General features: G+C 72.5%; 26 protein-coding genes and 2 pseudogenes. 11 read left to right on the forward strand and 17 right to left on the reverse strand.

Features of this window, described 5'->3' with window-relative positions; all coding sequences use genetic code 11:
• Positions 1-76: 76 nt before the first annotated feature.
• From F1615_RS19790 to F1615_RS19810, 5 genes are all read right to left on the reverse strand, one after another.
• The gene (locus tag F1615_RS19790) at positions 77-1381 is read right to left on the reverse strand and encodes a DUF6986 family protein (protein ID WP_149550347.1); all 1305 of its coding nucleotides are present in this window, start codon (positions 1379-1381) and stop codon (positions 77-79) included.
• 188 nt (positions 1382-1569) lie between these two features.
• Complete coding sequence (locus tag F1615_RS19795) at positions 1570-2532, reverse strand: electron transfer flavoprotein subunit alpha/FixB family protein (RefSeq protein ID WP_149550348.1); 963 nt, start codon at positions 2530-2532, stop codon at positions 1570-1572.
• Between the two features lie 90 nt (positions 2533-2622).
• Positions 2623-3411 carry an electron transfer flavoprotein subunit beta/FixA family protein gene (locus tag F1615_RS19800; protein WP_149550349.1) on the reverse strand — a complete coding sequence of 263 codons (789 nt, stop codon included), beginning with the start codon at positions 3409-3411 and terminating at the stop codon, positions 2623-2625.
• 217 nt (positions 3412-3628) lie between these two features.
• Complete coding sequence (locus tag F1615_RS19805) at positions 3629-4138, reverse strand: flavin reductase family protein (protein WP_149550350.1); 510 nt, start codon at positions 4136-4138, stop codon at positions 3629-3631.
• A 214-nt stretch (positions 4139-4352) separates the two neighbouring features.
• Positions 4353-4730: a thioredoxin family protein gene (locus F1615_RS19810; protein ID WP_208818365.1), complete on the reverse strand. Its 378-nt coding sequence runs from the start codon at positions 4728-4730 to the stop codon at positions 4353-4355.
• 214 nt (positions 4731-4944) lie between these two features.
• On the opposite strand from F1615_RS19810, the gene F1615_RS19815 reads away from it, so the two are divergent.
• Positions 4945-5673, forward strand: coding sequence for a lysophospholipid acyltransferase family protein (locus F1615_RS19815; protein WP_149550352.1), 729 nt, complete (start codon positions 4945-4947; stop codon positions 5671-5673).
• 254 nt (positions 5674-5927) lie between these two features.
• Here the strand turns inward: F1615_RS19815 and F1615_RS19820 are convergent, their stop codons facing one another.
• From F1615_RS19820 to F1615_RS19840, 5 genes are all read right to left on the reverse strand, one after another.
• Positions 5928-6620, reverse strand: coding sequence for a B3/B4 domain-containing protein (locus F1615_RS19820; RefSeq protein WP_149550353.1), 693 nt, complete (start codon positions 6618-6620; stop codon positions 5928-5930).
• Positions 6617-7207, reverse strand: a complete 591-nt coding sequence (locus F1615_RS19825) for a transglutaminase domain-containing protein (protein WP_149550354.1) — start codon at positions 7205-7207, stop codon at positions 6617-6619. The genes F1615_RS19820 and F1615_RS19825 overlap by 4 nt, the downstream gene beginning before the upstream one ends.
• Before the next feature lie 75 nt (positions 7208-7282).
• Positions 7283-8353, reverse strand: coding sequence for a threonine aldolase family protein (locus F1615_RS19830; protein WP_149550355.1), 1071 nt, complete (start codon positions 8351-8353; stop codon positions 7283-7285).
• On the reverse strand, positions 8350-9096 hold the full coding sequence (locus F1615_RS19835; protein ID WP_149550567.1) for an SDR family NAD(P)-dependent oxidoreductase: 747 nt from the start codon (positions 9094-9096) through the stop codon (positions 8350-8352). Before F1615_RS19835 ends, F1615_RS19830 begins: the two co-directional genes overlap by 4 nt.
• A 38-nt stretch (positions 9097-9134) precedes the next feature.
• Positions 9135-10532 (reverse strand): DUF6421 family protein, encoded by a 1398-nt coding sequence (locus F1615_RS19840; protein ID WP_149550356.1) that lies wholly within the window; start codon positions 10530-10532, stop codon positions 9135-9137.
• 252 nt (positions 10533-10784) lie between these two features.
• Between F1615_RS19840 and F1615_RS19845 the strand changes: the two genes are divergently transcribed.
• Positions 10785-11468 carry a glycerophosphodiester phosphodiesterase gene (locus tag F1615_RS19845; RefSeq protein WP_149550357.1) on the forward strand — a complete coding sequence of 228 codons (684 nt, stop codon included), beginning with the start codon at positions 10785-10787 and terminating at the stop codon, positions 11466-11468.
• 13 nt (positions 11469-11481) lie between these two features.
• On the opposite strand, the gene F1615_RS19850 is transcribed toward F1615_RS19845, so the two are convergent.
• Positions 11482-12033, reverse strand: a complete 552-nt coding sequence (locus F1615_RS19850; protein ID WP_149550358.1) for a GNAT family N-acetyltransferase — start codon at positions 12031-12033, stop codon at positions 11482-11484.
• 82 nt (positions 12034-12115) lie between these two features.
• On the opposite strand from F1615_RS19850, the gene F1615_RS19855 reads away from it, so the two are divergent.
• Positions 12116-12514, forward strand: coding sequence for a VOC family protein (locus F1615_RS19855; RefSeq protein WP_149550359.1), 399 nt, complete (start codon positions 12116-12118; stop codon positions 12512-12514).
• Between the two features lie 10 nt (positions 12515-12524).
• Here the strand turns inward: F1615_RS19855 and F1615_RS19860 are convergent, their stop codons facing one another.
• Positions 12525-13439: an N-acetyltransferase gene (locus tag F1615_RS19860; RefSeq protein ID WP_149550360.1), complete on the reverse strand. Its 915-nt coding sequence runs from the start codon at positions 13437-13439 to the stop codon at positions 12525-12527.
• Between the two features lie 140 nt (positions 13440-13579).
• Between F1615_RS19860 and F1615_RS19865 the strand changes: the two are divergent.
• Positions 13580-14141: pseudogene (locus tag F1615_RS19865) on the forward strand (VOC family protein).
• 22 nt (positions 14142-14163) lie between these two features.
• On the opposite strand, the gene F1615_RS19870 reads toward F1615_RS19865, so the two are convergent.
• Complete coding sequence (locus F1615_RS19870; RefSeq protein ID WP_149550361.1) at positions 14164-14742, reverse strand: MarR family winged helix-turn-helix transcriptional regulator; 579 nt, start codon at positions 14740-14742, stop codon at positions 14164-14166.
• A 255-nt stretch (positions 14743-14997) separates the two neighbouring features.
• Positions 14998-15192: pseudogene (locus tag F1615_RS19880) on the reverse strand (FUSC family protein); the annotation flags it as partial.
• Positions 15193-15349: 157 nt separating this feature from the next.
• Here F1615_RS19880 and F1615_RS19885 point away from each other — a divergent pair.
• The 4 genes from F1615_RS19885 (at position 15350) to F1615_RS19900 (ending at position 18608) form a co-directional block, all read left to right on the forward strand.
• Positions 15350-15910 (forward strand): DUF5134 domain-containing protein, encoded by a 561-nt coding sequence (locus F1615_RS19885; protein WP_149550362.1) that lies wholly within the window; start codon positions 15350-15352, stop codon positions 15908-15910.
• A 105-nt stretch (positions 15911-16015) separates the two neighbouring features.
• Complete coding sequence (locus tag F1615_RS19890) at positions 16016-16951, forward strand: M56 family metallopeptidase (RefSeq protein ID WP_149550363.1); 936 nt, start codon at positions 16016-16018, stop codon at positions 16949-16951.
• Between the two features lie 74 nt (positions 16952-17025).
• Positions 17026-17718, forward strand: coding sequence for a phosphatase PAP2 family protein (locus F1615_RS19895; RefSeq protein ID WP_149550364.1), 693 nt, complete (start codon positions 17026-17028; stop codon positions 17716-17718).
• A gap of 212 nt (positions 17719-17930) precedes the next feature.
• A complete protein-coding gene (locus F1615_RS19900; protein ID WP_149550365.1) occupies positions 17931-18608 on the forward strand; it encodes a TetR/AcrR family transcriptional regulator in 678 nt (225 codons plus the stop codon).
• Here F1615_RS19900 and F1615_RS19905 read toward each other — a convergent pair.
• Positions 18596-20098, reverse strand: coding sequence for an LVIVD repeat-containing protein (locus F1615_RS19905; protein ID WP_149550366.1), 1503 nt, complete (start codon positions 20096-20098; stop codon positions 18596-18598). The genes F1615_RS19900 and F1615_RS19905 overlap by 13 nt on opposite strands.
• A gap of 209 nt (positions 20099-20307) precedes the next feature.
• On the opposite strand from F1615_RS19905, the gene F1615_RS19910 reads away from it, so the two are divergent.
• Positions 20308-20970 (forward strand): DUF305 domain-containing protein, encoded by a 663-nt coding sequence (locus F1615_RS19910; RefSeq protein WP_149550367.1) that lies wholly within the window; start codon positions 20308-20310, stop codon positions 20968-20970.
• Between the two features lie 42 nt (positions 20971-21012).
• Here F1615_RS19910 and F1615_RS19915 read toward each other — a convergent pair whose 3' ends face one another.
• Positions 21013-21480 (reverse strand): DUF6214 family protein, encoded by a 468-nt coding sequence (locus F1615_RS19915; protein WP_149550368.1) that lies wholly within the window; start codon positions 21478-21480, stop codon positions 21013-21015.
• A gap of 202 nt (positions 21481-21682) precedes the next feature.
• On the opposite strand from F1615_RS19915, the gene F1615_RS19920 reads away from it, so the two are divergent.
• On the forward strand, positions 21683-23029 hold the full coding sequence (locus F1615_RS19920) for an FAD-dependent oxidoreductase (protein WP_149550369.1): 1347 nt from the start codon (positions 21683-21685) through the stop codon (positions 23027-23029).
• Between the two features lie 656 nt (positions 23030-23685).
• Here the strand turns inward: F1615_RS19920 and F1615_RS19925 are convergent.
• On the reverse strand, positions 23686-24045 hold the full coding sequence (locus F1615_RS19925) for an ArsR/SmtB family transcription factor (protein WP_149550370.1): 360 nt from the start codon (positions 24043-24045) through the stop codon (positions 23686-23688).
• A 132-nt stretch (positions 24046-24177) separates the two neighbouring features.
• On the opposite strand from F1615_RS19925, the gene F1615_RS19930 reads away from it, so the two are divergent.
• Positions 24178-25257 (forward strand): NADH:flavin oxidoreductase/NADH oxidase, encoded by a 1080-nt coding sequence (locus F1615_RS19930; protein ID WP_149550371.1) that lies wholly within the window; start codon positions 24178-24180, stop codon positions 25255-25257.
• Positions 25258-25396: the final 139 nt, after the last annotated feature.

A 25396-nucleotide genomic window follows, 5' to 3' on the forward strand; every position in this document is an offset into this window, starting at 1 on the left:
CCCCTCCTTCACTCGAACCACGATGGGAATCTATCGAGATTCGATAGGTGAGGCAAATGGGCGAGTCATATCCGGGCTACTGGGCGGAGGCCGTCGGCCCGCCCCGCCGGGGGGAGGCGAAGCCCTCCAGGCCGGCCCGGGTCAGACCGGTGGCCCGGGCGACCTCGGAGGCGTCCAGGGCGCCGCAGTCCAGCCCCCGGAGCAGGTAGCCGGCGAGGGCCTTGGCGGTGGCCGGCTCGTCCATGACGTCGCCGCCGACGCGGCCGGCGTACCGGGCCAGCCGGGCGGCGGCCTGTTCGAAGCCCTCGCGGTAGAAGGCGAAGACGGCCGCGTACCGGGTGGGGAGGTGCCCGGGATGCATGTCCCAGCCCTGGTAGTAGGCGCGGGCGAGGGCGCGGCGGGTGAGGCCGTAGTGCAGGCGCCAGGCGTCGTGGACCTTCTCGGTGGGGCCGACGGGCAGGACGTTGGTGGAGCCGTCCGAGACGCGTACGCCGGTGCCCGCGGCGGCCACCTGCATGACGGCCTTGGCGTGATCGGCGGCCGGGTGGTCGCTCGCCTGGTGGGCGGCGGAGACACCGAGGCACGCGCTGTAGTCGAAGGTTCCGTAGTGCAGGCCGGTGGCACGGCCGTCGGCGGCCCGGATCATACGGGCGACGGTCGCGGTGCCGTCGGCGGCGAGGATGGCCTGGCTGGTCTCGATCTGGATCTCGAAACCGATCCGGCCGGACGCGAGACCGCGCGCCTCCTCGAAGGCGTCCAGGAGCCGGACCATGGCGGTGACCTGCTCGGGATACGTGACCTTGGGCAGGGTGAGGACCAGCCCGTCGGGCAGGCTCCCGGCCTCCGTCAGGCCGGTGAGGAAGATGTCGAGGGTGCGGATGCCCCGGTCGCGCACGGCGGCTTCCATGCATTTCATGCGGATGCCCGTGTACGGGGCCGCGGCGCCTGCCGCGTACGCCTCGGCGACGAGCCGTGCCGCGCGGGCCGCGGCGGCGTCCTCCTCGGCGTCGGAACGGTCGCCGTAGCCGTCCTCGAAGTCGACGCGCAGGTCCTCGACCGGTTCGCGTTCCAGTTTGGCGCGGACGCGGCCGTACACGTCCTCGGCCAGTGTGCCGTCCAGACCGAGGACGGCGGCGAAGGACGCGGCGTCCGGGGCGTGCTCGTCGAGTGCGGCGAGGGCCTGGTCGCCCCAGGTGCGCAGGGTGTCGGCGGCGAAGACGTCGGCGGGGACGTAGACGGTGTGGACGGGCTGGCGGGTGCCGGGGTCTCCGGGGTAGCGGCGCTCCAGTTCGGCGTCGACCGGCGCGAGACGGGCCCCGATCTCCTCGGTGACGGCGTCCGCCAGACTCGTCACCACCCGCTCCTGCTGCCCCTGACCCATTCCGCACTCTCCCGCACTTCCGCGATACGAAATCAACATTTCGTGCAACGACGCTATCCGGCGGCTTCCGGCCGGTCAACACTGTCGAGTCGACACCTTCGCGGTGCGGGCGCGGTGCCGGCCCGGTGACACGTCGAGGCCCCCGCGACCGGCGCGGTCGCGGGGGCCTCGGACAAGCCGGGGGGTGATCAGCCCTTGCGGGTCTTGATCTCCTCGGTCAGCTGCGGGACGACGTCGAACAGGTCGCCGACGACGCCGTAGTCGACCAGGTCGAAGATCGGGGCCTCGGCGTCCTTGTTGACGGCCACGATGGTCTTCGAGGTCTGCATACCGGCCCGGTGCTGGATCGCGCCGGAGATGCCGGAGGCGATGTACAGCTGCGGCGAGACCGACTTGCCGGTCTGGCCGACCTGGTTGGTGTGCGGGTACCAGCCGGCGTCGACGGCGGCACGCGAGGCACCGACGGCCGCGCCGAGCGAGTCGGCGAGCGCCTCGATGATCGCGAAGTTCTCCGCGCCGTTGACACCACGGCCGCCGGAGACGACGATCGCGGCCTCGGTCAGCTCCGGACGGCCGGTCGACTGACGCGGCGTACGGCCGGTGACCTTGGTGCCGGTCGCCGCGGCGGAGAAGGTCACCGACAGGGCCTCGACGCTGCCTGCGGCCGGGGCGGCCTCGACGGCGGCCGAGTTCGGCTTCACCGTGATGACCGGGGTGCCCTTGGAGACACGGGACTTGGTGGTGTAGGAGGCGGCGAACACCGACTGCGTGGCCACCGGGCCCTCGTCGCCGGCCTCCAGGTCGACGGCGTCGGTGATGATGCCGGAGCCGATGCGCAGCGCCAGACGCGCGGCGATCTCCTTGCCCTCGGCGGAGGAGGGCACCAGAACGGCGGCCGGGGACACGGCCTCGTGGGCGGCCTGGAGGGCGTCCACCTTGGGCACGACGAGGTAGTCGGCGTACTCGGCGGCCTCGTGGGTGAGGACCTTCACCGCGCCGTGCTCGGCGAGCGTGGCGGCGGTGTCGGCGGCGCCGTTGCCCAGCGCGACGGCGACGGGTTCGCCGATGCGTCGGGCCAGGGTCAGCAGCTCCAGGGTCGGCTTGCGGACGGCACCGTCCACGTGGTCGACGTAGACGAGAACTTCAGCCATGGGACTTCTTCTCTCCTGCTTGCGAAGTGTGAGGGGGCGGAACGCGAGGTGAGCCTCGGCTCGGACGAACTTCCGGCTCGCGAGGCTGTGTCAGACGAACTTCCGCTCCGCGAGGAAGGCGGCGAGCTGCTTGCCGCCCTCGCCCTCGTCCTTGACGATCGTGCCCGCGGTGCGGGCCGGACGCTCGGCCGCGGCGTCGACCGCGGTCCAGGCGTTGTCCAGACCGACCTCGTCCTCGTCGATGTCGAGGTCGGACAGGTCCCAGGACTGAACCGGCTTCTTCTTCGCCGCCATGATGCCCTTGAAGGACGGGTAACGGGCCTCGCCCGACTGGTCGGTGACCGACACGACCGCGGGGAGGGAGGCCTCGAGCTGCTCGGAGGCGGCGTCGCCGTCACGGCGGCCCTTGACCGTGCCGTCCTCGACGGACACCTCGGACAGCAGGGTCACCTGCGGCACGCCCAGACGCTCCGCGAGCAGCGCCGGCACGACGCCCATGGTGCCGTCGGTGGAGGCCATGCCGGAGATGACCAGGTCGTAGCCGGCCTTCTCGACCGCCTTGGCCAGGACCAGGGAGGTGCCGATGGCGTCGGTGCCGTGCAGGTCGTCGTCCTCGACGTGGATGGCCTTGTCGGCGCCCATGGACAGCGCCTTGCGCAGCGCGTCCTTGGCGTCCTCGGGGCCCACCGTCAGCACGGTGATCTCCACGTCGTCGTCGGAGTTCTCCGAGATCTGCAGCGCCTGTTCGACCGCGTACTCGTCCAGCTCGGAGAGCAGACCGTCCACATCGTCACGGTCGACGGTCAGGTCATCGGCGAAGTGCCGGTCGCCAGTGGCGTCGGGCACGTACTTCACAGTGACAACGATCCTCAAGCTCACGCCGGCTCTCCTACTGCATCGTCATTTCTGGCTGCCTGCCTGCAGGCAGCATAGGCGCCTGAAGCGGGCGATCCCGGTCGGGGCGACCCACGCTCCGAACGAAATATTACTCGTCAGTACACCCAGTTCCTTCCCGCTAAGCAAGCGCTTTGAACTGTGACCTTCGCAACGCAGCGTAACCGGAACTCGACGGGTCCGCGACCAGGAAGGACCCCGGTCAGTCGCGCAGACCGTTGAAGCGTCCCTGGTGGTAGAGGAGCGGACGGCCGTGTCCGGTCGGGTCGCCCAGCAGGACCTCGGCGACCACGATCCGGTGGTCGCCCGCGGGCACCCGCGCCACCACCTTGCACACCATCCAGGCGGGCACGTCGTCCAGTACGGGAACCCCCTCGGGCCCATCCTGCCAGGCGGTGGCCGGGCCGAAGCGGTCCGCGCCGCTGCGCGCGAAGGTCGCCGCCAGTGCCTGCTGGTGCTCTCCGAGGACGTGCACGCCGACGTGGTCGCTCGTCGCGATCACGGGCCAGCTGGAACCGCCCGTGCCGACCCCGAAGGACAGCATCGGGGGCTCGGCGGAGACGGAGGCGAGCGAGGTGGCGGTGAAGCCGACCGGGCCCCGGCTGCCGCGCGCCGTGATCACCGCGACGCCCGCGGCATGCCTGCGGAAGACGGAGCGCAACAGGTCGGGCGAGGCGGGCCGGGCGGTGCCGAGGTCGGACGGGGCCGTCATGAAACTGTCCTTCTGCGAGAGGTGACGAGCGGGTTCGCGGCTGCTCACCGGCCCGGTCGGCGCACGCGCGCGGCGCGGGCGGCCGCCGGGCGGCCGGGTACCCGCCGGAGGCGAAGGAGTTCCGAAGACATGGAGTCAGGCTGACGACGGGTGGCATGCACAGTCAAGTCGGTCCCGTGATGTGGGAGATGCCTCACCGCGGTCCCGGCGGCCCTCACAGCACCTCCCCGAGGGCGGCGATCACGTCCGCCTTGCGCGGCTGTCCGGTCGCGCGCCGCACGATCCGTCCGGCCGCGTCGAGGACCAGCACCGTCGGGGTTCTGACGATCTCGAGCCGGCGTACGAGGTCCAGACGGGCCTCGGCGTCGATCTCGACATGCGCCACGCCGGGCACCAGGCGGGCCACCTCGCCGAGCACCCGCCGGGTCGCCCGGCAGGGCGCGCAGAAGGCGCTGGAGAACTGCAGGAGGGTGGCCCGCTCCCCCAGTTCGGCCTCCAGCCCCGCCCACGGCGCCTTCGCCCCGGACTCTGCCAATCCGTCCCGATCCCGCACTCGACCTCTCCCGCCACGGTCCGCCGTCACCTGCCCCAAGCGTCCCGGCGGCCCCGGAAATTCCCCGGCGTCCGGGCAAAGACCGAGGTGGATCAGGGGGCGACGTGACAAGAATCTCGCCGCCGACGGGCGTCAGGGCTGGTTCACCGGCCGTTCTTCGGGCACCATCTGCGACAAGCCGTAAAACCTACGGCTGCGTAACTTCGACTGGGAGCCTCCACCCAGACAGAGAAGGAAGGGTTCCTATCCGCCCATGGCAGAACTCGTCTACCGGCCCGTCGTCGGCTTCGCCCGCACCCTGTTCAAGGCGTGGGACCTCAAGATCGACTGCCAGGGTTCGGAGAACATCCCGCGCTCGGGCGGCGCCGTGCTGGTGAGCAACCACATCAGCTACCTGGACTTCGTCTTCAACGGCCTGGCGGCGCTCCCCCAGAAGCGGCTCGTACGGTTCATGGCGAAGGAGTCGGTCTTCCGGCACCGCGTCTCCGGTCCGCTGATGCGCGGTATGAAGCACATCCCGGTGGACCGCGAGCGGGGCGAGGCGGCCTACGAGCACGCGCTGCGGTCGCTGCGGTCGGGGGAGATCGTGGGTGTCTTCCCGGAGGCGACGATCTCGCAGTCGTTCACGCTGAAGAGCTTCAAGTCGGGGGCCGCGCGCATGGCGCAGGAAGCGGGCGTGCCGCTGATCCCGATGGCGGTGTGGGGCACGCAGCGGCTGTGGACCAAGGGCCACCCGCGCAACTTCAAGCGCAGCCACACGCCCATCACCCTCCGGGTGGGCGAGGCGATCGAGGCGTCCAGGGACAAGTACGCCGGTGCGATCACCCGTCAGCTGCGCGAGCGCGTGCAGGAGCTGCTGGAGGCGGCGCAGCGGGCGTACCCGGTGCGGCCCAAGGGCCCGGACGACACGTGGTGGATGCCCGCCCACCTCGGCGGCACGGCCCCGACCCCGGAACAGGTCCGCCAGGCCGAGGCGCTCTGACACCTCGCCGGGTTGCGCCTGCCCGGGGGCTCGGGCTTCGTCCGCGGCGCGGCCGGCCGGCATCCGGGCGATACCGGGCTCCATGCCGTCGGGGACGTCCGCCCGCCCCGGTGCGGCCGCGTCGGCACCCGCGCACGGCCCGGAAGCGGGCTCGGGCCGGCGAGCCGTAGGGCGCCGTACGTCCCGTCCGTCCGCTCCCGCTCCGTCACCCCCCGTCACGCGTGGCGGGCAGACCGGCGATCGTCCGGGGCCGCTCAGGCGGCGGGGTGGACGGTGACGCCTGCCCCGGGGCTGAACTTCTCGAGCAGGCCGGCGAGTTCGGCGGCGGCCGCCTCCACCTCGGGGACCGGCATCGGGGCCATGCTCTCCAGCAGGAAGATGCCCGAGGTGGTCTCCTCGGTGAGCCGGGTGCGCGGGCCCTGGCGCCAGTTCCAGCGGCGGCAGGTCACGCCGGTGTCGTCGCGCCACACCACCTCTCCGGGGTCGGGGTGTTCGACGGTCTCCTCTCCCCCGGCGACGGTCACGAAGTCCTCCTCGCCGGTGGCCCGGACGAGCCGCATGCCGCCCCGGATGCGGTCGATGTCCTCGCCGCCCACGGGGACGAGGTGGGCGACGCTGATGGCGTTGTAGAGGTCGACGAGGAGGTTGATCCGGGGCAGTCCCGCCTCCGACAGGGCCCGCTTGGCCAGGGCCTCCGCCGAGTTGCGGGTGCGGGACGGCTTGGAGCCGAACGCCATGTAGATCTCGCGCCAGGCCGCCATGTGCGGGTCCTCGTGCGGGGCCCTCCCCCGCAGGCGCCCGGCGAGCCGGCGGGTCGCGTCGTCGAGCAGTGCGGAACTCGCCTCCGTGCTCGCTCCGTTGACCAGGTCGTGCGCCTCGACGGTGACATGGGTGAACCCGGGTGCGAGGGCGCGCACCTCGTCGGACACGGTCGGTGTGAAAGTCATGACCCGCCTTGGGTTCGGAGTGCGGTGGGGAGCGTCCGCCACAGGTGCGGCCGGTCGGACGCGGCCCTGAGGGCGCTCAGCACGACCGGATGCGGTGCAGCATACAGGACCGGATAGTCCATCTCGTTGGACGCCGGGTCGGGCGTGAAGGCCAGCCGCTCACCGTCCAGGGAGAACCGTGCGTCCACTCCGGGCTTGTTGCCCCGGGGGTCCTGACGGTGCCAGGCACCGTGGAACCGCACGGCGACCAGGCCGTGGACGACACCGAGGTTCTGGTAGCAGAGCGCGGTCGGGATGTCCTCGGCGCGCAGCAGCGCGGCGAGCGCGTGGGCCTTGGCGTAGCAGATGCCGGTGCGCTGCTCCAGGACGTCGGAGGCCCGCCAGGTGACACGGAGATCGCCGGAGTCCTGGGAGTGCGGGATGGCGTCGCGCACGAACTCGAACGCCGCCCGCGCATACTCATACGAGTCCGCCACCCCTGCGGCGAGATGCGCGGCCGTCCGCCGGACCAGCGGATGGTGATGGTCGATCACCTCGTCGGCGGCCACATACGCGGAGAGGTCCGGGGTTTCCTGGATCAGCTGCATGGCGCCAGAGCATAGGAAGGCGGCCGACCGGCAGTCAATGCATTTCCGATCGACCGCATACCTATGCGAACACTCCTAGCGGGCCATCTCCTCCTTGAGTGCCGCCACGAACGTGTCCACGTCGTCCTCGGTGGTGTCGAAGGCGCACATCCAGCGGACGTCGCCCGCCGCCTCGTCCCAGAAGTAGAAGCGGAACCGCTTCTGCAGGCGCTCGCTCACCTCGTGCGGCAGCCGTGCGAAGACGGCGTTGGCCTGCACCGGGTAGAGGATCTCCACACCGTGCACCGCGCGCACGCCCTCGGCCAGGCGCTGGGCCATCTCGTTGGCGTGCCGGGCGTTGCGCAGCCACAGGTCCCGGGCCAGCAGCGCCTCCAGTTGCACCGAGACGAAGCGCATCTTGGACGCGAGCTGCATGGACAGCTTGCGCAGATGCTTCATGTGCCGGATGCCGTCCGGGTTCAGCACCACGACCGCCTCGCCGAACAGGGCGCCGTTCTTCGTGCCGCCCAGCGAGAGCAGGTCGACGCCGGCCGCGTTGGTGAAGGTGCGCAGCGGCACGTTCAGCGTGGCGGCGGCGTTGGCCAGCCGGGAGCCGTCGACGTGCACCTTCATGCCGCGGGCGTGGGCGTGCTCGCAGATGGCGCGGATCTCGTCGGGCGTGTAGACCGTGCCCAGCTCGGTGGCCTGGGCCAGCGAGACCACCTGCGGCATCGCGCGGTGCTCGTCGTCCCAGCCGTGGGCCTGCCGGTCGATCAGCTCGGGGGTGAGCTTGCCGTCCGGGGTGGGCACGGTGAGCAGCTTGATACCGCCGACCCGCTCCGGCGCTCCGCCCTCGTCCACGTTGATGTGGGCGCTCTCGGCGCAGATCACCGCGCCCCAGCGGTCGGTGACCGCCTGGAGCGCGACGACGTTGGCGCCGGTGCCGTTGAAGACCGGGAAGGCCTCGGCCGTGGGGCCGAAGTGGCTGCGGATCACCTGCTGGAGGTTCTCGGTGTACGCGTCCTCGCCGTACGCGACCTGGTGCCCGCCGTTGGCCACGGCCAGGGCGGCGAGCACCTCCGGGTGGGCCCCGGCGTAGTTGTCGCTGGCGAAACCGCGGACATCCGGGTCGTGATGACGACGCGCGTCGGTCCTCGGTGGGTTCACGGCTTCTCGGTCAGCCACAGACGGTTTCCGTTCACTTCCGCGGCGGGCTTCTCCCAGACTCCGGCAATGGCCTCGGCCAGGTCCTCGACGTCCGTGAAGCCCGCGAACTTCGCGTTGGGGCGGTCGGCGCGCATCGCGTCGTGCACCAACGCCTTCACCACCAGGATCGCAGCCGCCGACGTCGGCCCCTGCTCGCCCCCGGCCTTGCGGAAGTAGTCGGCCATGGCGAGCGTCCACGCCTCGGCGGCGGCCTTGGCGGCGGCGTACGCGGCGTTGCCCGCGGTGGGCTTGCTCGCGCCGGCCGCGCTGATCAGCAGGTACCGGCCCCGGTCGCTGCGCTGGAGCGCCTCGTGGAAGGCGAGGGTGGTGTGCTGCACCGTGCGCACCAGCAGCAGCTCGAGGAAGTCCCAGTCGTCCAGGCTGGTCTTGGTGAAGGTCTCGCTGCCGCGCCAGCCGCCGACGAGGTGGACCAGTCCGTCGACGCGGCCGAACTCCTTCTCGACCCGGGCGGCCCAGTCGCGGGTGGAGTCCAGGTCGAGCAGGTCGACCGTGTCACCGGTGACGGTGGCGCCGCCGTGCGCGTAGCGCGCCGCGTCGACCGCCTCCGCCAGCCGCTCCGGGTCGTTGTCGGAGCCGACGACCGTCGCCCCCGCCTCGGCCAGCCTGAGCAGTGCCGCACGTCCCGCGGGTCCTCCCGCGCCGGCCACCGCGATCACCGCACCGTCGAGCGCCCCGTTCCCCATGATCCTCGCCTCCTGAGCAGTGTTGTGGACGAGATCGCTCACGCGGCGACCCGCTCGGCGCTGTCCGCCGTGATGCCCCTGGTGGAGGCGATCACGTTCTTCAGCTTCTTGGACAGTGCCTCATAGAACATGCTCAGCGGAAACTCGTCCGGAAGCACGTCATCGACGAGTTTGCGCGGCGGCAGCGTCAGGTCGAGGGCGTCGGGGCCCTTGGCCCACTTGGAGCCCGGGTGCGGGGAGAGGTACGTGGAGACCAGCTCGTACCCGGCGAACCAGTGCACGAGCTTGGGGCGGTCGATGCCGTCCCGGTACAGCGTCTCGATCTCGGCGCACAGCTGGTTGGTGACCTCGGGCGCGCGCTCCCAGTCGATCGAGAGCTTGTTGTCGGTCCACCGGACGACGTCGTGCTTGTGCAGGTAGGCGAAGAGCAGCTGGCCGCCGAGGCCGTCGTAGTTCCGCGTCCGCTCGCCGGTGACGGGGAAGCGGAACATCCGGTCGAAGAGCACCGCGACCTGCACGTCACGTGCCTGCGGAACACCCTCACCGGCGAGCTTCACGGCCTCCTTGAAGGCGGTGAGGTCGCAGCGGAGCTCCTCCAGGCCGTACATCCAGAACGGCTGCCGCTGCTTGATCATGAACGGGTCGAACGGCAGGTCGCCGTGGCTGTGGGTGCGGTCGTGGACCATGTCCCAGAGCACGAACGCCTCTTCGCAGCGCTTCTGGTCGTGCACCATGGCGGCGACGTCCTCGGGCAGCCGAAGGCCCAGGATGTCGACGGCGGCCTCGGTGACACGGCGGAAGCGCGCGGCCTCGCGGTCGCAGAAGATGCCGCCCCAGGTGAAGCGCTCGGGGGCCTCCCGCACGGCGATGGTCTCGGGGAAGAGGACCGCCGAGTTGGTGTCGTAGCCCGCGGTGAAGTCCTCGAAGGTGATGCCGCAGAACAGCGGGTTGTCGTAGCGGGTGCGCTCCAGTTCGGCCAGCCAGTCGGGCCAGACCATGCGCAGCACGACCGCCTCGAGATTGCGGTCGGGGTTGCCGTTCTGCGTGTACATCGGGAAGACGACCAGGTGCTGGAGGCCGTCCTCGCGGTTCGCGGCCGGCTGGAAGGCCAGCAGCGAGTCGAGGAAGTCGGGCACCTCGAAGCCGCCGTCGGCCCAGCGGCCCAGGTCCTTGGCCAGCGCCTCGTGGTAGGCGCGGTCGTGCGGGAGCAGCGGGGAGAGCTCCTCGACGGCACCGGTCACGGTCCGCACCGCGCTCTCGGCGTCGGCACGGTCCGGGGCTCCGTCGGCGTCGAAGTCGATCGAGCCGTCCTTGGACTGCCAGGGCCGGATCCGCTCCACGGCATCCTTGAGCACGGGCCATGCCGGGTGCTCAACCACCCTCGACACCGAAGGAACCTGCCCCTCCGAACCCACCTGCACAAGAATCTCCGTCATGTCCCATCCTCCACAAAAAACCTCGCGTAAGGAGACCGTATACACAGGCGGTTTCTCCCAGCAAGGGGGACCTCAGGAAATTATCCTGCCTCACCCCGGGCTTCACCGCATTTTTTCCTGTTGAACACCTGAGTGGGCGACGCTGTATGCGATCGATGTTCAGCCTCTGGACGCGGCGGGCACAGGCGATACGGTCCAGGAGGGCCGCAGGGACGCGGCCCCCCGCCGCCGTCGACGGAAGCGAGTCGAGTCTTGAACTTCCTCACCATCGGTCACCGCGGAGTCATGGGTGTCGAGCCCGAGAACACCCTCCGGTCCTTCGTCGCCGCCCAGGAGGCGGGCCTCGACGTCATCGAGCTCGATCTGCATCTGAGCAAGGACGGCGCGCTCGTCGTCATGCACGACGCGGAAGTGGACCGTACGACGGACGGCACGGGCGCCATCGCCGACAAGACACTCGCCGAACTGCGCGCCCTGGACGCCGGGCGCGGCGAGCGCGTCCCCCTCTTCGAAGAGGTCCTGGACGCCGTCCGGTCCCCGCTCCAGGCCGAGATCAAGGACGTACGGGCGGCGCGTGCGCTGGCCGAGGTGATGAACGAGCGCGGCCTGGCCGGGCGCGTGGAGGTCTCGTCGTTCCACGACGAGGCGGTCACCGAGATCGCCCGGCTGGTGCCCGGGGTGCGGACGGCGCTCGTCGCCAGCCGGTACGGCACCGACGTGGTGGACCGCGCGGTCGCCGCCGGCGCCTCGACCGTCTGCCTCAACATCCGCCGGCTCACCCTGGAGATCGTGGAGCGGGCGCGGAAGGCGGATCTGGCCGTCCACGGCTGGGTGGTCAACACCCAGGACCACCTCAGGCTGGTCCGGGCGCTGGAACTCGACGGGGCGACCACCGACTACCCGGAGATCAAGCGCACCGGCCGCTTCACCGCGTGAGGGGCCCGGCGCCTCACGACGGCCGGGTCAGTTCCTTGACCAGCAGCTCGAACCGCAGGTCGTCGCGCTGCGGGATGCCGAAGCGCTCGTCGCCGTACGGGAAGGGCGTCGTCCTCCCCGTACGGCGGTAGCCGCGCCGCTCGTACCAGGCGATCAGGTCCTCCCGCACGGAGATGACCGTCATGTGCATCTCGTCCACGCCCCAGGTCCCGCGTGCCTGCCGCTCCGCCTCCGCGATGATCGCCTTGCCGAGTCCGGCACCCTGGAGGGCGGGGCTGACCGCGAACATCCCGAAGTAGGCGTACGCGCCGCGGTGTTCGAGCTGGCAGCAGGCGACGATCCGGCCCTCGCGCTCCACCGTCAGCAGCCGGCTGTCCGGCGACTTGATGACCTCCAGCACGCCCTCGGGGTCGGTCCGCTGCCCCTGGAGGATGTCCGCCTCGGTGGTCCACCCGGCCCGGCTGGACTCCCCCCGGTACGCCGACTCGATCAGCGCGACGAGGGTGTCCACGTCGGCGTCGGTGGCGTCGCGGAAGGTCAGTGCGGCGTCGGTGGCGGATTCCATGGGCACGTCTCCCGGTTCGTGTCGCCGGCTTCGGCGTGGTGCGGACGGGGACGAGACTAACCCGGGCGTTACGCTCGGCCGCATGGTGCATGTACTGGGCAGCCGCATCCTGCTCCGCCCCACCGATCCCGACCGCTCCCGCGCCTTCTACGGCGAGCAGCTGGGCCTCGCCGTCTTCCGCGAGTTCGGTACGGGCCCGGAGCGCGGCACCGTCTACTTCCTCGGCGGCGGGTTCCTGGAGCTGTCGGGCCGCTCGGGCTCCTCCGCGGCGGCGTCGCCGGATGTACGGCTGTGGCTCCAGGTCGAGGACGTCGCGGCGGCGCACGAGGAGCTGGTGGCCGAGGGCGTCGAGATCGTCCGTCCCCCGGTGGAGGAGCCGTGGGGACTGGTCGAGATGTGGATCGCGGATCCTGACGGGACGCCCGTCGTCCTCGTCGAGGTCCCGGCCGGGCATCCGCTGCGGTACCGGCCGGGCATCTGACGGCGGCCGTTCAGCCGGGGCGGTGCTCCCAGCCCCGGTCGGTGCGGGTCAGTTCACGGAAGCCCGCGCCGGTGAGACGGCCGAGCGCGCTCCCGTCGGTCTCCGGTTCGTAGGCGACCAGCCGGTCGACGCCGCACAGCCGGAGCCAGTCGGCGGCGTGGGCGAGGAGCCGCTGCTCGAGACCTGTGCCGTGGGCGGAGGGCTCGACGTGCAGATTGCCGATGTCCGCGAGGCCGCAGGCCCGCGTGAGGCGTTCGGGGCGGGCCAGTGCCGTGTCGACCTCGATGAAGCCGCGGGCGACGCCGTCCGCGTAGGCCGTGAAGCGGGTGCCGCACTCCCCCACGGTGCGCCCGACGGTGACCCCCTCACCCGGCTCGTCGCGCGGCAGGTCCGCCACACGGGCCAGGAGGATCACCTCGGTGTCCCCCACGTGCCGGAAGCCCGCGGCCTCGTAGACCGCGCGGATGTGCGGCCAGTTCCGGGGCAGGCCGTACACGACGGGGGCCGGCAGGGACCCGTCGGCGTAGGCGACCCGGACGTTCCAGCGGGCGAGCAGGGCCAGGCAGGCCCGCATCAGGAGGTGCCCGGCGTCCGCGGCGTCCGGGAGGAAGGACGTGGGCGGCCGGCAGACGAACCAGTCGATCTCACCCGCGTCCCGGTAACTCCCGCCGACCTCCGCGTCGGCGCGGTAGCGCAGCAGATGGGCCCCGGCGACGACGTGTCCGCGCCGCTCGGCGACGAGCGTCACCCGCTCGGAGACCCAGGGGTCCGTGATGAACTCGCCGGGCTGGCGCTCCAGGTCGCCGAGGACGGTGTTCACGGAGACCGAGACGCCGGGGACGACGGCCGCGACGTGCGTGTTGACCAGGTCGGTGAGCTGGTCGCGATCGGTGCGGCGGAAGGGACGTACGGCGGGCGCGGACACGGGGTACCTCCGGGCAGGGGGAAGGAGCCGGTGGCCGCCACGCGGTGCGGTACGGGGCGAGGGTACGGCCGGGCCGCCACCCCGCGCCAGCCGCTTTCGCGCCGGATGGCCGGGGCCGGGGGCCGGGTCTCAGCGCGCCGGTGACCGGCGGGCCCTGCTGGGCCGAGGCGGGGACCACCGGCCTGGAGTCCGCGAAGCGCTTCCGCACACGGTTGTTCGGCTGGCGCCCCGAGAAGGATCAGCGGCGGCAGCCGGGCGGTCACACGGTCGCGTACACCTCGGTGACGCCCCGATGGCCGCCCTGGCGCCGCTGTACCAGGAGTCCCAGCCGGTCGCCCGGAACGTGTCGTTCGCGGTGAACGACACCAGGGTGCCTTCACCGGCGCCGGAGCGTTCGACGTGCCCGGGTCACCGGGCTGGGTGGAACTGCTGACCCGCGCGCCGCAGCAGGCCGTGTCCTTTTGCACCACCGTGTCCGGCTGGAGTGTCGACCCGTCCCGGCGCTACCCCCGGTGGGGCGTCGGCGGCGCGGATTTCGGCGGCATGGTGACGATGGACGAGAAGCTCCCGCACGAGATGCCCACGGTGGAGGGCACGGTGCTGATGGAGCCCGTCTCGCACTCGGAGGGTCCGCGCATCGCGGTGCTCCGGGACCCGCAGGGCGCGACGTTCGGTGTGTACCGGGCGGCCGGCGAACGGTGAGCACCGGCGGCGCGGCGTGCCGTCACGCGCGCAGCGCGCCCAGGCGGCCCTCGAGCTGCCCGAGCAGGGCGCCGAGCAGGGCGGCGAGCTCGCCGAGCTCCGGGCTGTCCAGACCGGAGAGCACCGCGGTCTCGTAGGCGAGCTGGGCGGGCAGGATGCCGTCGACCGTGTCGCGTCCGGCGTCGGTGAGGCGGACGTGCGCGACCCTGCGGTCGCGGGTGTCGCCGCGGCGTTCGACCAGCCCGCGTTCGGTGAGCTGCTTGAGGCGCTTGGTGACGGCGGCTCCCGAGGAGAAGGTCTCGCGGGCCAGCTCGCTCGGGGTCAGCTCGTGGCCGGTGCGGCGCAGCGCGCCGAGCAGGTCGAACTCCGCGCGGGACAGTCCGGCCCGGCGCAGCGGGGCGTCCTCCGCCTGCTGGAGCAGGGCGGCGCACCGGTTGATGCGGCCGATGACCTCCATGGGGCCGGTGTCCAGGCCGGGGTGGACGGCCTGCCACTGCCGGACGACCGCGGCGACGGTGTCGCCCCGCCGTCCGGGCGGGTACCCGCCGCCGGCGGGGAGTTCCTCGTCGCCGGTCGCCGATGGTCCTTCGGTCGCCGTCATGGCCGTACGTCCTCCGTGTGCGTGCGCGTGCCGGGGTCCGGGAGCAGTCCCCGGCTTCGTACCGTCGCCGCGAGCGTACGGTGTCCGGCCTGTTCGGCGAGCACGACCCGCTCCCGGGCCGGGGCCCGCTGCCACCACTCGCCGGCCGCGGCGTCGGCGGCGGCGGTCCGCAGGTCCGCGAGGGCGGCGGCGATGTCGCGGCGGGCGGTCTCCAGGGAGGCGGCGCGAACCCGGTCAGGGAGGCGGTGACGAGGGACACGGGGAACCGGCCGTCGTGTACATCGCGCGGTCGAGCCGGCCGAGCGCGGCCAGGAGAAGGCTGGGCGGGGCCACCGCGGCGACCACGCCGAGGGCGGGCTTGAACCAGATGCCGGAGGGCCGCCCGAGGCGCAGCGCACCGGCGAGGGGGAGACGCCGGGCGGAGCGGGTGGAGGAGGGGGCACTGCTCATGGAGTATGAGGTCAGCAGATAATTTACCTGTAAATTATCGCGCTGACCTGCGGTACTCCCCCGAACGCTCCCCAAGCACCCCTGTGCGCCCGCGTGCCCGCCGCCCGGGCCGGGCATCCCCTGACCGACCGGCGAACGGGTCGAGGGGGAGGTTCGCGTGCACGGACCGGCGTCGTCCGGCTGGCTGCTGGTCGCGCTCTGCGCGGCGACCGGCGTCTACTGTCTGCTGCGGATGCGCAGCAGCGTGGAGGAGCAGCGCCGCTCCGCGGGCGGCGAGGCGCTCATGGGCTTCGGCATGGCGGTGATGGCCGTGCCCGCGGCGGTGTTCACCCCACCGTCCTGGGCCTGGCAGGCCCACGCGGCGGTGTTCGGCGCGGCCGGGCTGCACGCGCTGTGGACGGCCCGCACCGGGCCACGCCATCTGCACCATCTGGTGGGTGCCGCGGCGATGGTGTACATGGCGGTGACCATGGCCGCCTCCCCCGGACACGGGCAGGGACACGGACCCGGGCACGACGGCTCGGGCACCCCCCTGCTGACCGGGACCCTGCTGCTCTACTTCATCGCGTACGTGCTCGTGACGGGCGTACGCCTGGTGCCCGCGGCCGCCGCCGCGGGAGGCGCCCCGGGCACCGGCTGGGGCGACCGGCCGGAGCTGGCGCGGGCCTGCCGGCTGTCCATGGGCATCGCGATGGTGGCCATGCTGCCGGCCGTGTGACGGTGCGCGGCGCGGCCCGGCGGCGCCCTCTCCGGGACCGTTGTCTGCGTCACTTCGGGCCACAGGTCCGTACCGCCGAGCGGCCCGCGCTCATAGGCTGCGGGCATGATCCTCCCCGCGGTCCTGCTGATGCTCGGCGTCCTGACCGCCGTCGTGGGTCCCCGGCTGCTCGCCCGGGCCGACTGGCCGGACCGTGAACCGGTGGTGGCGCTGTGGGCGTGGCAGTGCGTGATCGCGGCCGTGCTGCTGTGCTGCGCCCTGTCGATGACGTTCAGCGCGGCGGCCGCCTGGCACGCGGTGGGCGGCCAGGTGTTCGCCACCGCACCCCGTGCCGTCGTGGGGGCGTATTCCCTCGGCACGTCGGGGCTCTGGGCACAGACCACCGCGGTGGCACTGGCGTGCGGCGGGCTGTGGAGCGCGGCGATGCTGGTCCGGGAGGTCGTACGGGCCCGCGCACGGCGTCGGACGCTCCGCGCCCAACTGCGTCTGCGCGCCCCGCAGCTGCCCGGGGAGGAGCCGGGCTCCGAGCGGCTGATGGTCCTGGAGGGCGAGCGGCCCGACGCCTGGTGGCTGCCCGGCACCCCGCCCCGACTGGTGGTCACCACGGCCGCGTTGCGCCGCCTGAAGGGCAGGCAGCTGGACGCCGTCCTCGCCCACGAGCGGGGACACGCCCGGGCCCGGCACGACTGGCTGCTGCACTGCTCCTCCGCGCTGGCGGGCGGGTTCCCGCAGGTGCCCGTGTTCGCGGCGTTCCGCGAGGAGATGCACCGGCTGGTCGAACTCGCCGCCGACGACGTGGCGTCCCGCCGCTTCGGCCGGCTGACCACGGCCCTCGCCCTGGTGGAACTCAACGAGCACCGCGGAGTGTTCGGCCCCGGTCCGGACCCGCAGGCCCAGGTCCCGGCCCGTGTCCACCGGCTGCTCACTCCCGCGGACCGGCTGACCCCGGGTCGGCGGCTGCGGCTGACCGCCGTGGTCTCGCTGGTGCCGGTGATGCCCGTCCTGGTGGCGTTCGTGCCGGGATTGCGGGCACTGGGATAGTCCGCGGGCCGACAAGGGCCCGGCGGCGGTGACAGGACTGGCCCCGGACGCCGCCGGTCCGCAAGGATCGTCCCATGCACACCCCCCACACCGATGCCCCTCCCGAGCCCCCGCAGCACCGTCCCGTCCCCCTCTCCGCCGGCGTGCTGGCACTGTGCTCGGCGCTGCTGCTGGCGCTGGTCGCCGCCAAGTGGAGACCGCTGCTCGGCCTGGACGGCGACATCTCCCGCACCACCCACCGCTGGGCGCTGGCGGAACCGGGACTGACCCAGACCGCCCGCGTCCTGACGGACTGGGTCTGGGACCCGTGGACGATGCGTGTGCTGTGCGGTGCGGCGGCGGGGCTGCTGGTGTGGCGGTACGCGGACCGGTGGACCGCGCTGTGGCTGGTGCTGACGGTGGCCGTCGCGACGGCCGTGCAGCAGGGGCTGAAGGCCGCGCTGGACCGTGCCCGCCCGGTCTGGCCCGACCCGGTCGACTCCGCGCACTACGCGGCCTTCCCGTCGGGCCACGCCATGACCGCGACGGTCGTGTGCGGCCTGCTGCTGTGGCTCCTGCACCGTCGCGGGGCGGGCGGCGTCCTGTGGCGCACGGCGCTGACCGTGGCGGTCGTCTCGGTCACCGGCGTCGGCCTCACCCGCGTCTGGCTGGGCGTTCACTGGCCCACGGACGTCCTCGGCGGCTGGCTGTTCGGCGCCCTGGTCGTGGCGGCGGCCGTGGGCATCCACCGGCACCGGCACCCGCGCCACGCCCACGGCGGGCGGTAGCGCCTCCCCCGGCGTCGAAGGTCTGGCAGGCACCCCCGGGGCGGCCGAGCCCAAAGCGGCACCGCTCACTTCCCGTGGCCGGCCAAGCCGGCCACCTCGGACGATCCCCCGCGTCGCCCGAGGTGGACGGCAGCCCGGAACGGGCCCACCAGGGGCCCGGCCGAACGCGTTGAGTATAGTTGGCTGGCAGCCAGTCAACGCAGGAGTCCAGCATGTCCCCGCGCAGCGCCCTGGTCAATGAAGAGTTGCGGAGGCGTTCGAAGGAGCGGCTTCTGCACGCCGCCGTCGAGTTGGTCGGCGAGCACGGGTACGAGGCGACGACGCTCGGCGACATCGCCGACCGGGCGGGTTCCGCGCGGGGCCTGGTCTCGTACTACTTCCCCGGGAAACGCCAGCTCGTGCAGTCCGCCGTGCACCGGCTGATGCACCGGACGCTGGAGGAGGCCCTGGAGCGCGAGCCGCGCACCGACGACGGCCGGGAGCGGATGGCGCGGGCCATCGACGCGATCCTGGGCCTGGCGCGGGACCGGCCGGTACTGATGCGCCAGCACATGGCCGGGCTGCTGCAGGCCGAGGGTTTCCTGCCCTGCCCCGAACAGCGGCGGCTGGCCGAGCTGCTGAGCGACACCGTCGCCCGGCACGGCTCCCACGACGTCGAGGCCGACTACCCGATGCTGCGCGCCCTGCTGATGGGTGCCGTCTACGCGGCCCTGATGCCCGGCGCGCCGATGCCGGTGCCGGTGCTGCGCGCGGAGCTGTTCAAGCGCTACCGGCTCGACTGGGCCATGGGTGTCCCGCCGGACGCCGCGGCGTCCGGCGGGACGGATCAGAAGGACCGGACGGACATGGCCCGGTTCTTCGCGACGGAGCCGGAGGCTCAGTCGAAGTAGTCCGGCTGCGTCTGCACGTTGAGCTCACGCATGTGGACGAAGCGGGCCGGGTCCGTGCGCCGGTCGTCGATCTTCAGGACGTCGAAGCCCTTGGCCATGTCGTTGGAGTAGATGTAGCCGTTGTAGTAGTAGGCCGACCAGGAACCGCCGGTGGCGAGGCGGTCGGTGGACAGCGGGCCGCGCTCGAAGTACGCGATCTCCTTCGGCTTCGAGGAGTTGGTGAAGTCCCAGACCGAGACGCCGCCCTGGTACCACGCCTGGACCATCAGGTCCCGGCCCCGGACCGGGATCAGCGAGCCGTTGTGGGCCACGCAGTTCTCGGTGTCCGCCTGGTGGCGCGGGATCTTGAAGTAGCTGCGGAAGACCAGCTTGCTCCGCTCGCCCTTGCCGACGATGTCGTAGATGCCGTCCGCGCCGCGGTTCGGGCCGATCTCCGCGTTGCAGGTGGCTCCGCCACCGCCGCCCAGCTCGTCGGTGAAGACGACCTTGTCGGCCCTCAGGTTGAAGGTCGCAGAGTGCCAGAACGCGAAGTTGACGTTGTCCTGGACCCGGTCGATCACCCGGGGACGCTCCGGATCCTTGATGGAGAACAGGATGCCGTCGCCCATGCAGGCACCGGCGGCCAGGTCCTTCGACGGGAGCACGGTGATGTCGTGGCAGCCGGTGGTCTTGGAGACGCCCGGGTTGGTGGGCGCACCCGGGTTGCCGCCGCCGTCCGGACCCTCACCCGGGAACAGCACCGGGAAGCCGACGACCGCCGCCTTGTGCGGGGCCTTGCGCGGCACCTTGATGACGGAGATGCCGTCGTGCGGCGGCTGGCAGTCGGGGTAGGCGGCGTTCGGCGAGTACGAGGAGACGTAGACGTAGACGTTTCTGCGCTCGGGCACCAGCGTGTGGGTGTGCGAACCGCAGGCGGTCTCGACGGCCGCGACGTAGCGCGGGTTGCGCTTGTCGCTGATGTCGAAGATCTTCATGCCCTCCCACGACGACTTCTCGGTCGCCGGCTGCGTGGTGCTGTTGCAGCTGTTGTCGCTGCGCGAGGAGTCGGTGGACAGGAACAGCAGGTCGCCGGAGACGGAGATGTCGTTCTGCGAGCCGGGGCACAGCACCTGGGCCACCGTCCTGGGCGCCCTGGGGTCGCTGATGTCGAAGATGCGGAAGCCGTCGTAGTTGCCCGCGAAGGCGTAACGGCCCTGGAAGGCCAGGTCCGAATTGGTCCCGGACAGCACGTCCTTGGGGATGTTGGCCACGTGCTTGATGTTGTCGGAGTGGACGACCTCGTCCTGGCCGGGTATCTCGCCGCTCTCGATGGCCTCGCGCGCCTCGGCCTGGGCGCTGCGCGAGACCTCCTTCTGCCCGGCCGGCGCGTCCCCGGGGTCGGGGATCGCCGCGGCCGGCGCGGCGGTGAGCAGGGCGGCCAGCAGGCCACCGGCCGCCGCGGCAACTCCCAGCCGTCTGCGCCGGGTTCGGGGAACTCTCAACAGGATCACTGTTTTCCTCCCTGGTTCCGTTCCCGTCGGAACGGTGTTCGCACCGGCAGTATCGGCTTCGACATGCACATACCAATAGAGGGCAACGCGATCGCAACGAAGTTTTCCGATCAAAGTTGCGCGGAAGCGTGCTAGGACGGTCGTCGACACTCACGAGGTGTCCCGCAGCCCTCCCCCGCGAGGGGTACTCCCAGCCACAGGAGGTCCTTGTGCACCACCGCCGTGTGCCACGCCTGTCCGTCGTCGCCGCCGGGCTGACCGCGTGGGCCGTCCTCGGGCTCGTGGGCTGCGACTCCGGCGCCGACGACGCCAAGTCGGCCTCCTCGGGCGGTCCTTCGGTCATCGCACCCGGCGAGCCCGGGGAGGCGAACAGGACCCTGTCGGCCGAGGACGCCGCGCGGGAGCGCGCGGAGGACGACTCCCCCAACTCCGCCGACGTGACGTACGCGCGGATGATGATCGAGCACCACGCACAGGCCCTGGAGATGACCGAACTCGTACCGGACCGCGCCGAGTCGCCGAGGATCGTGAAGCTGGCCGAGCGCATCGCCGCCGCCCAGGAGCCGGAGATCAAGGCGATGAGGGGCTGGCTGAAGAGCCATGACAAGGCGGAGCGGGACGACGGGCACGGGCACGACCACGCGGCGATGCCCGGGATGGCCACACAGGCCCAGCTGGGGCAGCTGCGCGCGGCCGACGGCGAGGCCTTCGACCAGCTCTTCCTCACGCTGATGATCACCCATCACCAGGGGGCGATCACCATGGCCACCGAGGTGAAGGGCCAGGGCAACAACATCCGGATCGAGGAGATGGCGGACGACGTGGTGGCCCAGCAGACGAGCGAGATCAACCGGATGCGGGACCTCATGTGACGGTGCGCCTGTCCCCACCGGGCCCGCCCGGCCGGCGGCGGCTCAGCGGCGGGCGTGCCTCGGGGGCAGCAGACCCGCGTCGCGCGTCCGGCCGATGAGCCGGAGCGCACCCCGCCGGCTGTGCCCCGTCTCGTCCATCACCGCGAGGACCGGATCGGCGCCCCGCTCCCGCGCCGCGCGGTACGTCCGCGCGACCAGCCGCCACTCCTGAGGACCTCGCGGCAGGGCGGAGCCGTCGCGGTGCACGCCCGTACCGGCCCCGTCGCCGGGATCCGCACCGGCCGCGGCGCCGCAGGCCCGCGCGAGCGGGCCCTCGATCCAGTCGGCGAGCACGGCCAGGTCCTCGAGGGCGAGCCCGGGCCGGGCCTGTACGTCCTCGACACAGACCCCTCCCTCGCCCACCGTCGCGAGCGCGTCGATGCTCGCTCCGTCACCGAAGGCCAGCCGCACATGGAGCCACCGGGTCGCCCGCTCCCCCTCCCGCACCTCCCACGCGGGCCACACGGACACCGCACCCTCCGCAGGAGAGCGATCGGAAAGATGGAGAAAAGATGCCTCAAGCACACACGCAACGTAACCGTGTGATCAGTTTCCCTCGGTAGGAACACGCACCCCGAGCGGCGGACGGCACCCTGTCAGCGGAGCGCGGACGGTGCCATGCTGGAAGACACCAGCGATCTCCTGTCGGTCCCCCGGGGTGAGGAGTTCCGCCGTGCTGCGTGTCGCCGTGATCGGATCCGGACCGAGCGGGTGCTACACCGCCCAGAGCCTCGTCCAGCAGGACCCGAGGGCGCGCGTCGACGTCCTGGACCGGCTGCCGTGCCCCTACGGTCTGGTCCGCTACGGCGTGGCGCCGGACCACGAGAAGATCAAGTCCCTGCAGAACAACCTCCGCGCGGTGCTGGAGCACGAGCGCGTGCGCTTCCTCGGCGGGGTGCCTGTCGGGCCGGGCGGGGTGCCGGTCGCGCGACTGCGGGAGCTGTACCACGCGGTGGTCTACTGCGTGGGTGCCGCCACGGACCGGCGGCTGGGCATCCCGGGTGAGGACCTGCCGGGCAGCTTCTCGGCGACCGAGTTCGTGGCCTGGTACAGCGCGCACCCGGACACGGCCGGGGGCGGTTTCCTGCGCGACGTGCGGTCGGCGGTGGTCATCGGCATGGGGAACGTCGCCGTCGACGTCACGCGCATGCTCGCCCGGGGCGTGGCGGAACTGAGCCGGACCGACATGCCGCACGCGGCCCTGACCGCCCTCGCGGCGAGCCGGGTGACACACCTCCACATGGTGGGCCGCCGGGGTCCGTCGCAGGCCCGCTTCACCACCAAGGAGCTGCGCGAACTGGGGACGCTTCCGGACACCGGCATCGCCGTGGACGCGGCCGAGTCCGCGCTGGATCCGGCCTGCACCGACCCGTCCGCCCTGCCCGCGGCCCAGCGCCGCAACGTCGAGGTGCTGCGCGGCTGGGCGGGCGGGGCGGCCGAGCCGGACGTCCGGCGTCTGATCCGCCTGCGCTTCTTCCTCCGCCCGGCCGAACTGGTCGCCCGGGAGGGCAGGGTCGGCGCGGTGCGCTTCGAGCGGACGGTGCCGGACGGGCGCGGGGGCGTCACGGGCACCGGGCGGTTCGAGGACATCGAGGCGCAGTTGGTGCTGCGGTCGGTGGGGTACCGCGGGGTTCCGCTGGAGGGGCTGCCGTTCGACGCCGCGGGCGGAACCGTGCCGCATCTCGCGGGGCGGGTGCTGCGCGGGGGCGCCGTCGCGCCGGGCGAGTACGTGGCGGGCTGGATAAAGCGGGGCCCGACCGGCGTCATCGGCACGAACCGGTCCTGCGCGAAGGAGACGGTGACGTCCCTGCTGCAGGACGCGGCCCTCCTCACGGCCCGCGAGCTGCCCGGCGACCCGCTGACGGCGCTGCGGGCCGAGGGAGTCGAACCGGTCGGGTGGAAGGGCTGGCAGGCGATCGAACGGGCCGAGGCGCGACTGGGCGCCTCCCTCGGCCGGAGCGTCGTCAAACTGCCCGACTGGGAGTCCCTGCTGTCGGCGGCCCGCGGGGCCGACGGATGACCCGGCGCCGGAAGGGGAGCGGACATGTCCGGCGCGTACGGCACCGGGCTGCACACCGCCTCCGCCGCCCGTGAACGCCGAGGTGCGCGCCCCGCCCGAGGGACCGGCCGGAGCAGCACGCGTCCGCCGGCCCGCGTCCGGAGAGAACAGCGGCAGGCACGGACACAGGCGTACGGGCCCCGACGGGCGGAGCACCCGGGGCCGGACGGCTGACAGGCGGTCGGTGCACCGGCGCCCGGCCACCGGCCCCGCCCGCGACCAGGCCTCCGACGGCCGGAACGACCCGGCACGGACCACTGGCGGACGGACGGTGCGGCGACGCCTGCCCACGCCACCCGCCCGCAGCCGGGCCCCGGCGGGCGGAGTGTCCGGGAGCAGGCGCCACCAGCCGGTCATCGCCGCCCGCCCCTAGCGCCGCCCGGCGGAGCCACCCGGAATCCGGCCATAACGCACCCGCCCCCGCGCGCCTGCGGCACCGGTGCCCCTCCCGCGCCCGGGGCGGGCCGGCGGCCCGCGTCGCCGGACGGGTGCGCAGCGCCGGGCAGGGCCCTGCGACTGGTGACCGGGCGCCGGCCCTTCCGCGAGGTGGGCCGGTGGCGGGCGCCGGCCGTGGGGCACACCCCGGCGGAGCCCGGCGCGGAGGGGGCGCGGGTCGGTCAGGTCTCGTTCCGGCGGTCGGCCTGGTGGGCGGCCGCGGCGAGCAGGGAATCGAGCAGGCCGGGGAACAGTTCGTCCAGGTCGTCGCGGCGCAGGACGTTCATCTTCGCGGTGCCCTCGTAGACCTGCCTGATCACGCCGTTCTCGCGGAGCACCCGGAAGTGGTGCGTGCTGGTGGACTTGGTGACCGGTACGTCGAACTGCGAGCAGGACAGCGCGACGCCCGCGGCGGCGAGCTCGCGGACGATCCGCATCCGTACGGGGTCGGAGAGCGCGTGCAGCACGCCCTCCAGCCGGATCTCCCCGCGCGCGGGGTGCGGCAGATCACGGCTGCTCGGGACGGGGGCGGCGGTCGTCACTGCGGCGGCTCCACATGTCGTCGCGGGAGGAGCCTCCATTGTACGAGAGGCTTCGTAGTTTGACATCTGCCGTACTACGATGCCTATCGTACGACCCGCACCCTCCCCCGGTCCCGCCGAATGGAGCCCACCGTGAGCACGCTGTTCGAGCCGTACACCCTGCGCGACGTGACGATCCCCAACCGCGTGTGGATGCCGCCCATGTGCCAGTACTCGGCCGCTCCCGAGGGAGCCGAGGCCGGTGCCCCCGGTGACTGGCACTTCGCGCACTACGCGGCCCGAGCGGCCGGCGGAACGGGCCTGATCGTCGTCGAGGCCACCGCCGTGGCGCCGGAGGGCCGCATCTCGCCGTACGACCTCGGCCTCTGGAACGACACCCAGACCGAGGCCTTCCGCCGGATCACCGGATTCCTCGCCGCACAGGGCACCGTCCCCGCCGTCCAGCTCGCACACGCCGGCCGCAAGGCGTCGACCGACCGCCCCTGGAAGGGCGGCGCGCCCGTCGGACCGGAGGCCCACGGCTGGCAGCCGGTGGCGCCGAGCCCGCGCGCGTTCTCCGAAGGGCATCAGGTCCCCGACGAGCTGACCGTGGACGGGATCCGGGAGATCGTCGCCGGCTTCCGCGCCGCCGCCCGCCGTGCGCTCGCCGCGGGGTTCGAGATCGCCGAGATCCACGGCGCCCACGGCTATCTGATCAACGAGTTCCTCTCCCCGCACTCCAACCACCGCACCGACGCCTACGGCGGCTCGTACGAGAACCGGACCCGTTTCGCGCTCGAGGTGGTCGACGCCGTGCGCGAGGAGTGGCCGGACGACAAGCCGCTGTTCTTCCGCATCTCGGCCACGGACTGGCTGGAGGACGGCGGCTGGACCGCGGACGACACCGTCCGCTTCGCCTCCGAGCTGCACGCCCGCGGCATCGACCTGCTCGACGTCTCCACCGGCGGCAACGCCCCCGGCGCCCGCGTCCCGACCCGGCCCGGCTACCAGGTCCCCTTCGCCGCGCGGGTGCGCAGCGAGACACCGATGCCGGTCGCCGCCGTCGGACTGATCACCGAGGTCGAGCAGGCGGAGAAGATCCTGGCCAACGGCGAGGCGGACGCGGTGCTCCTCGGCCGCGAGCTGCTCCGCAACCCCTCCTGGGCCCGGCACGCGGCCCGCGAGCTCGGCGGCACGGTCCACGTGCCCGACCAGTACCACCGCTCCGTCTGACCCCTCCGCCGGGCGTCTCGCCGGTGGCCCGGGGCGCCTGTCGCGCCCCGGGCCTCCGGCCTTCGTGATTCCTGGCCGAATGTGATGCACGCACGGCGTTGACTAGAAAGCGCTTACCCTCTACGTTCCGTTCAGCAGC

Origin of the sequence: Streptomyces marokkonensis (assembly GCF_008312835.1) — a bacterium.
GTDB classification, from domain to species: domain Bacteria; phylum Actinomycetota; class Actinomycetes; order Streptomycetales; family Streptomycetaceae; genus Streptomyces; species Streptomyces marokkonensis_A.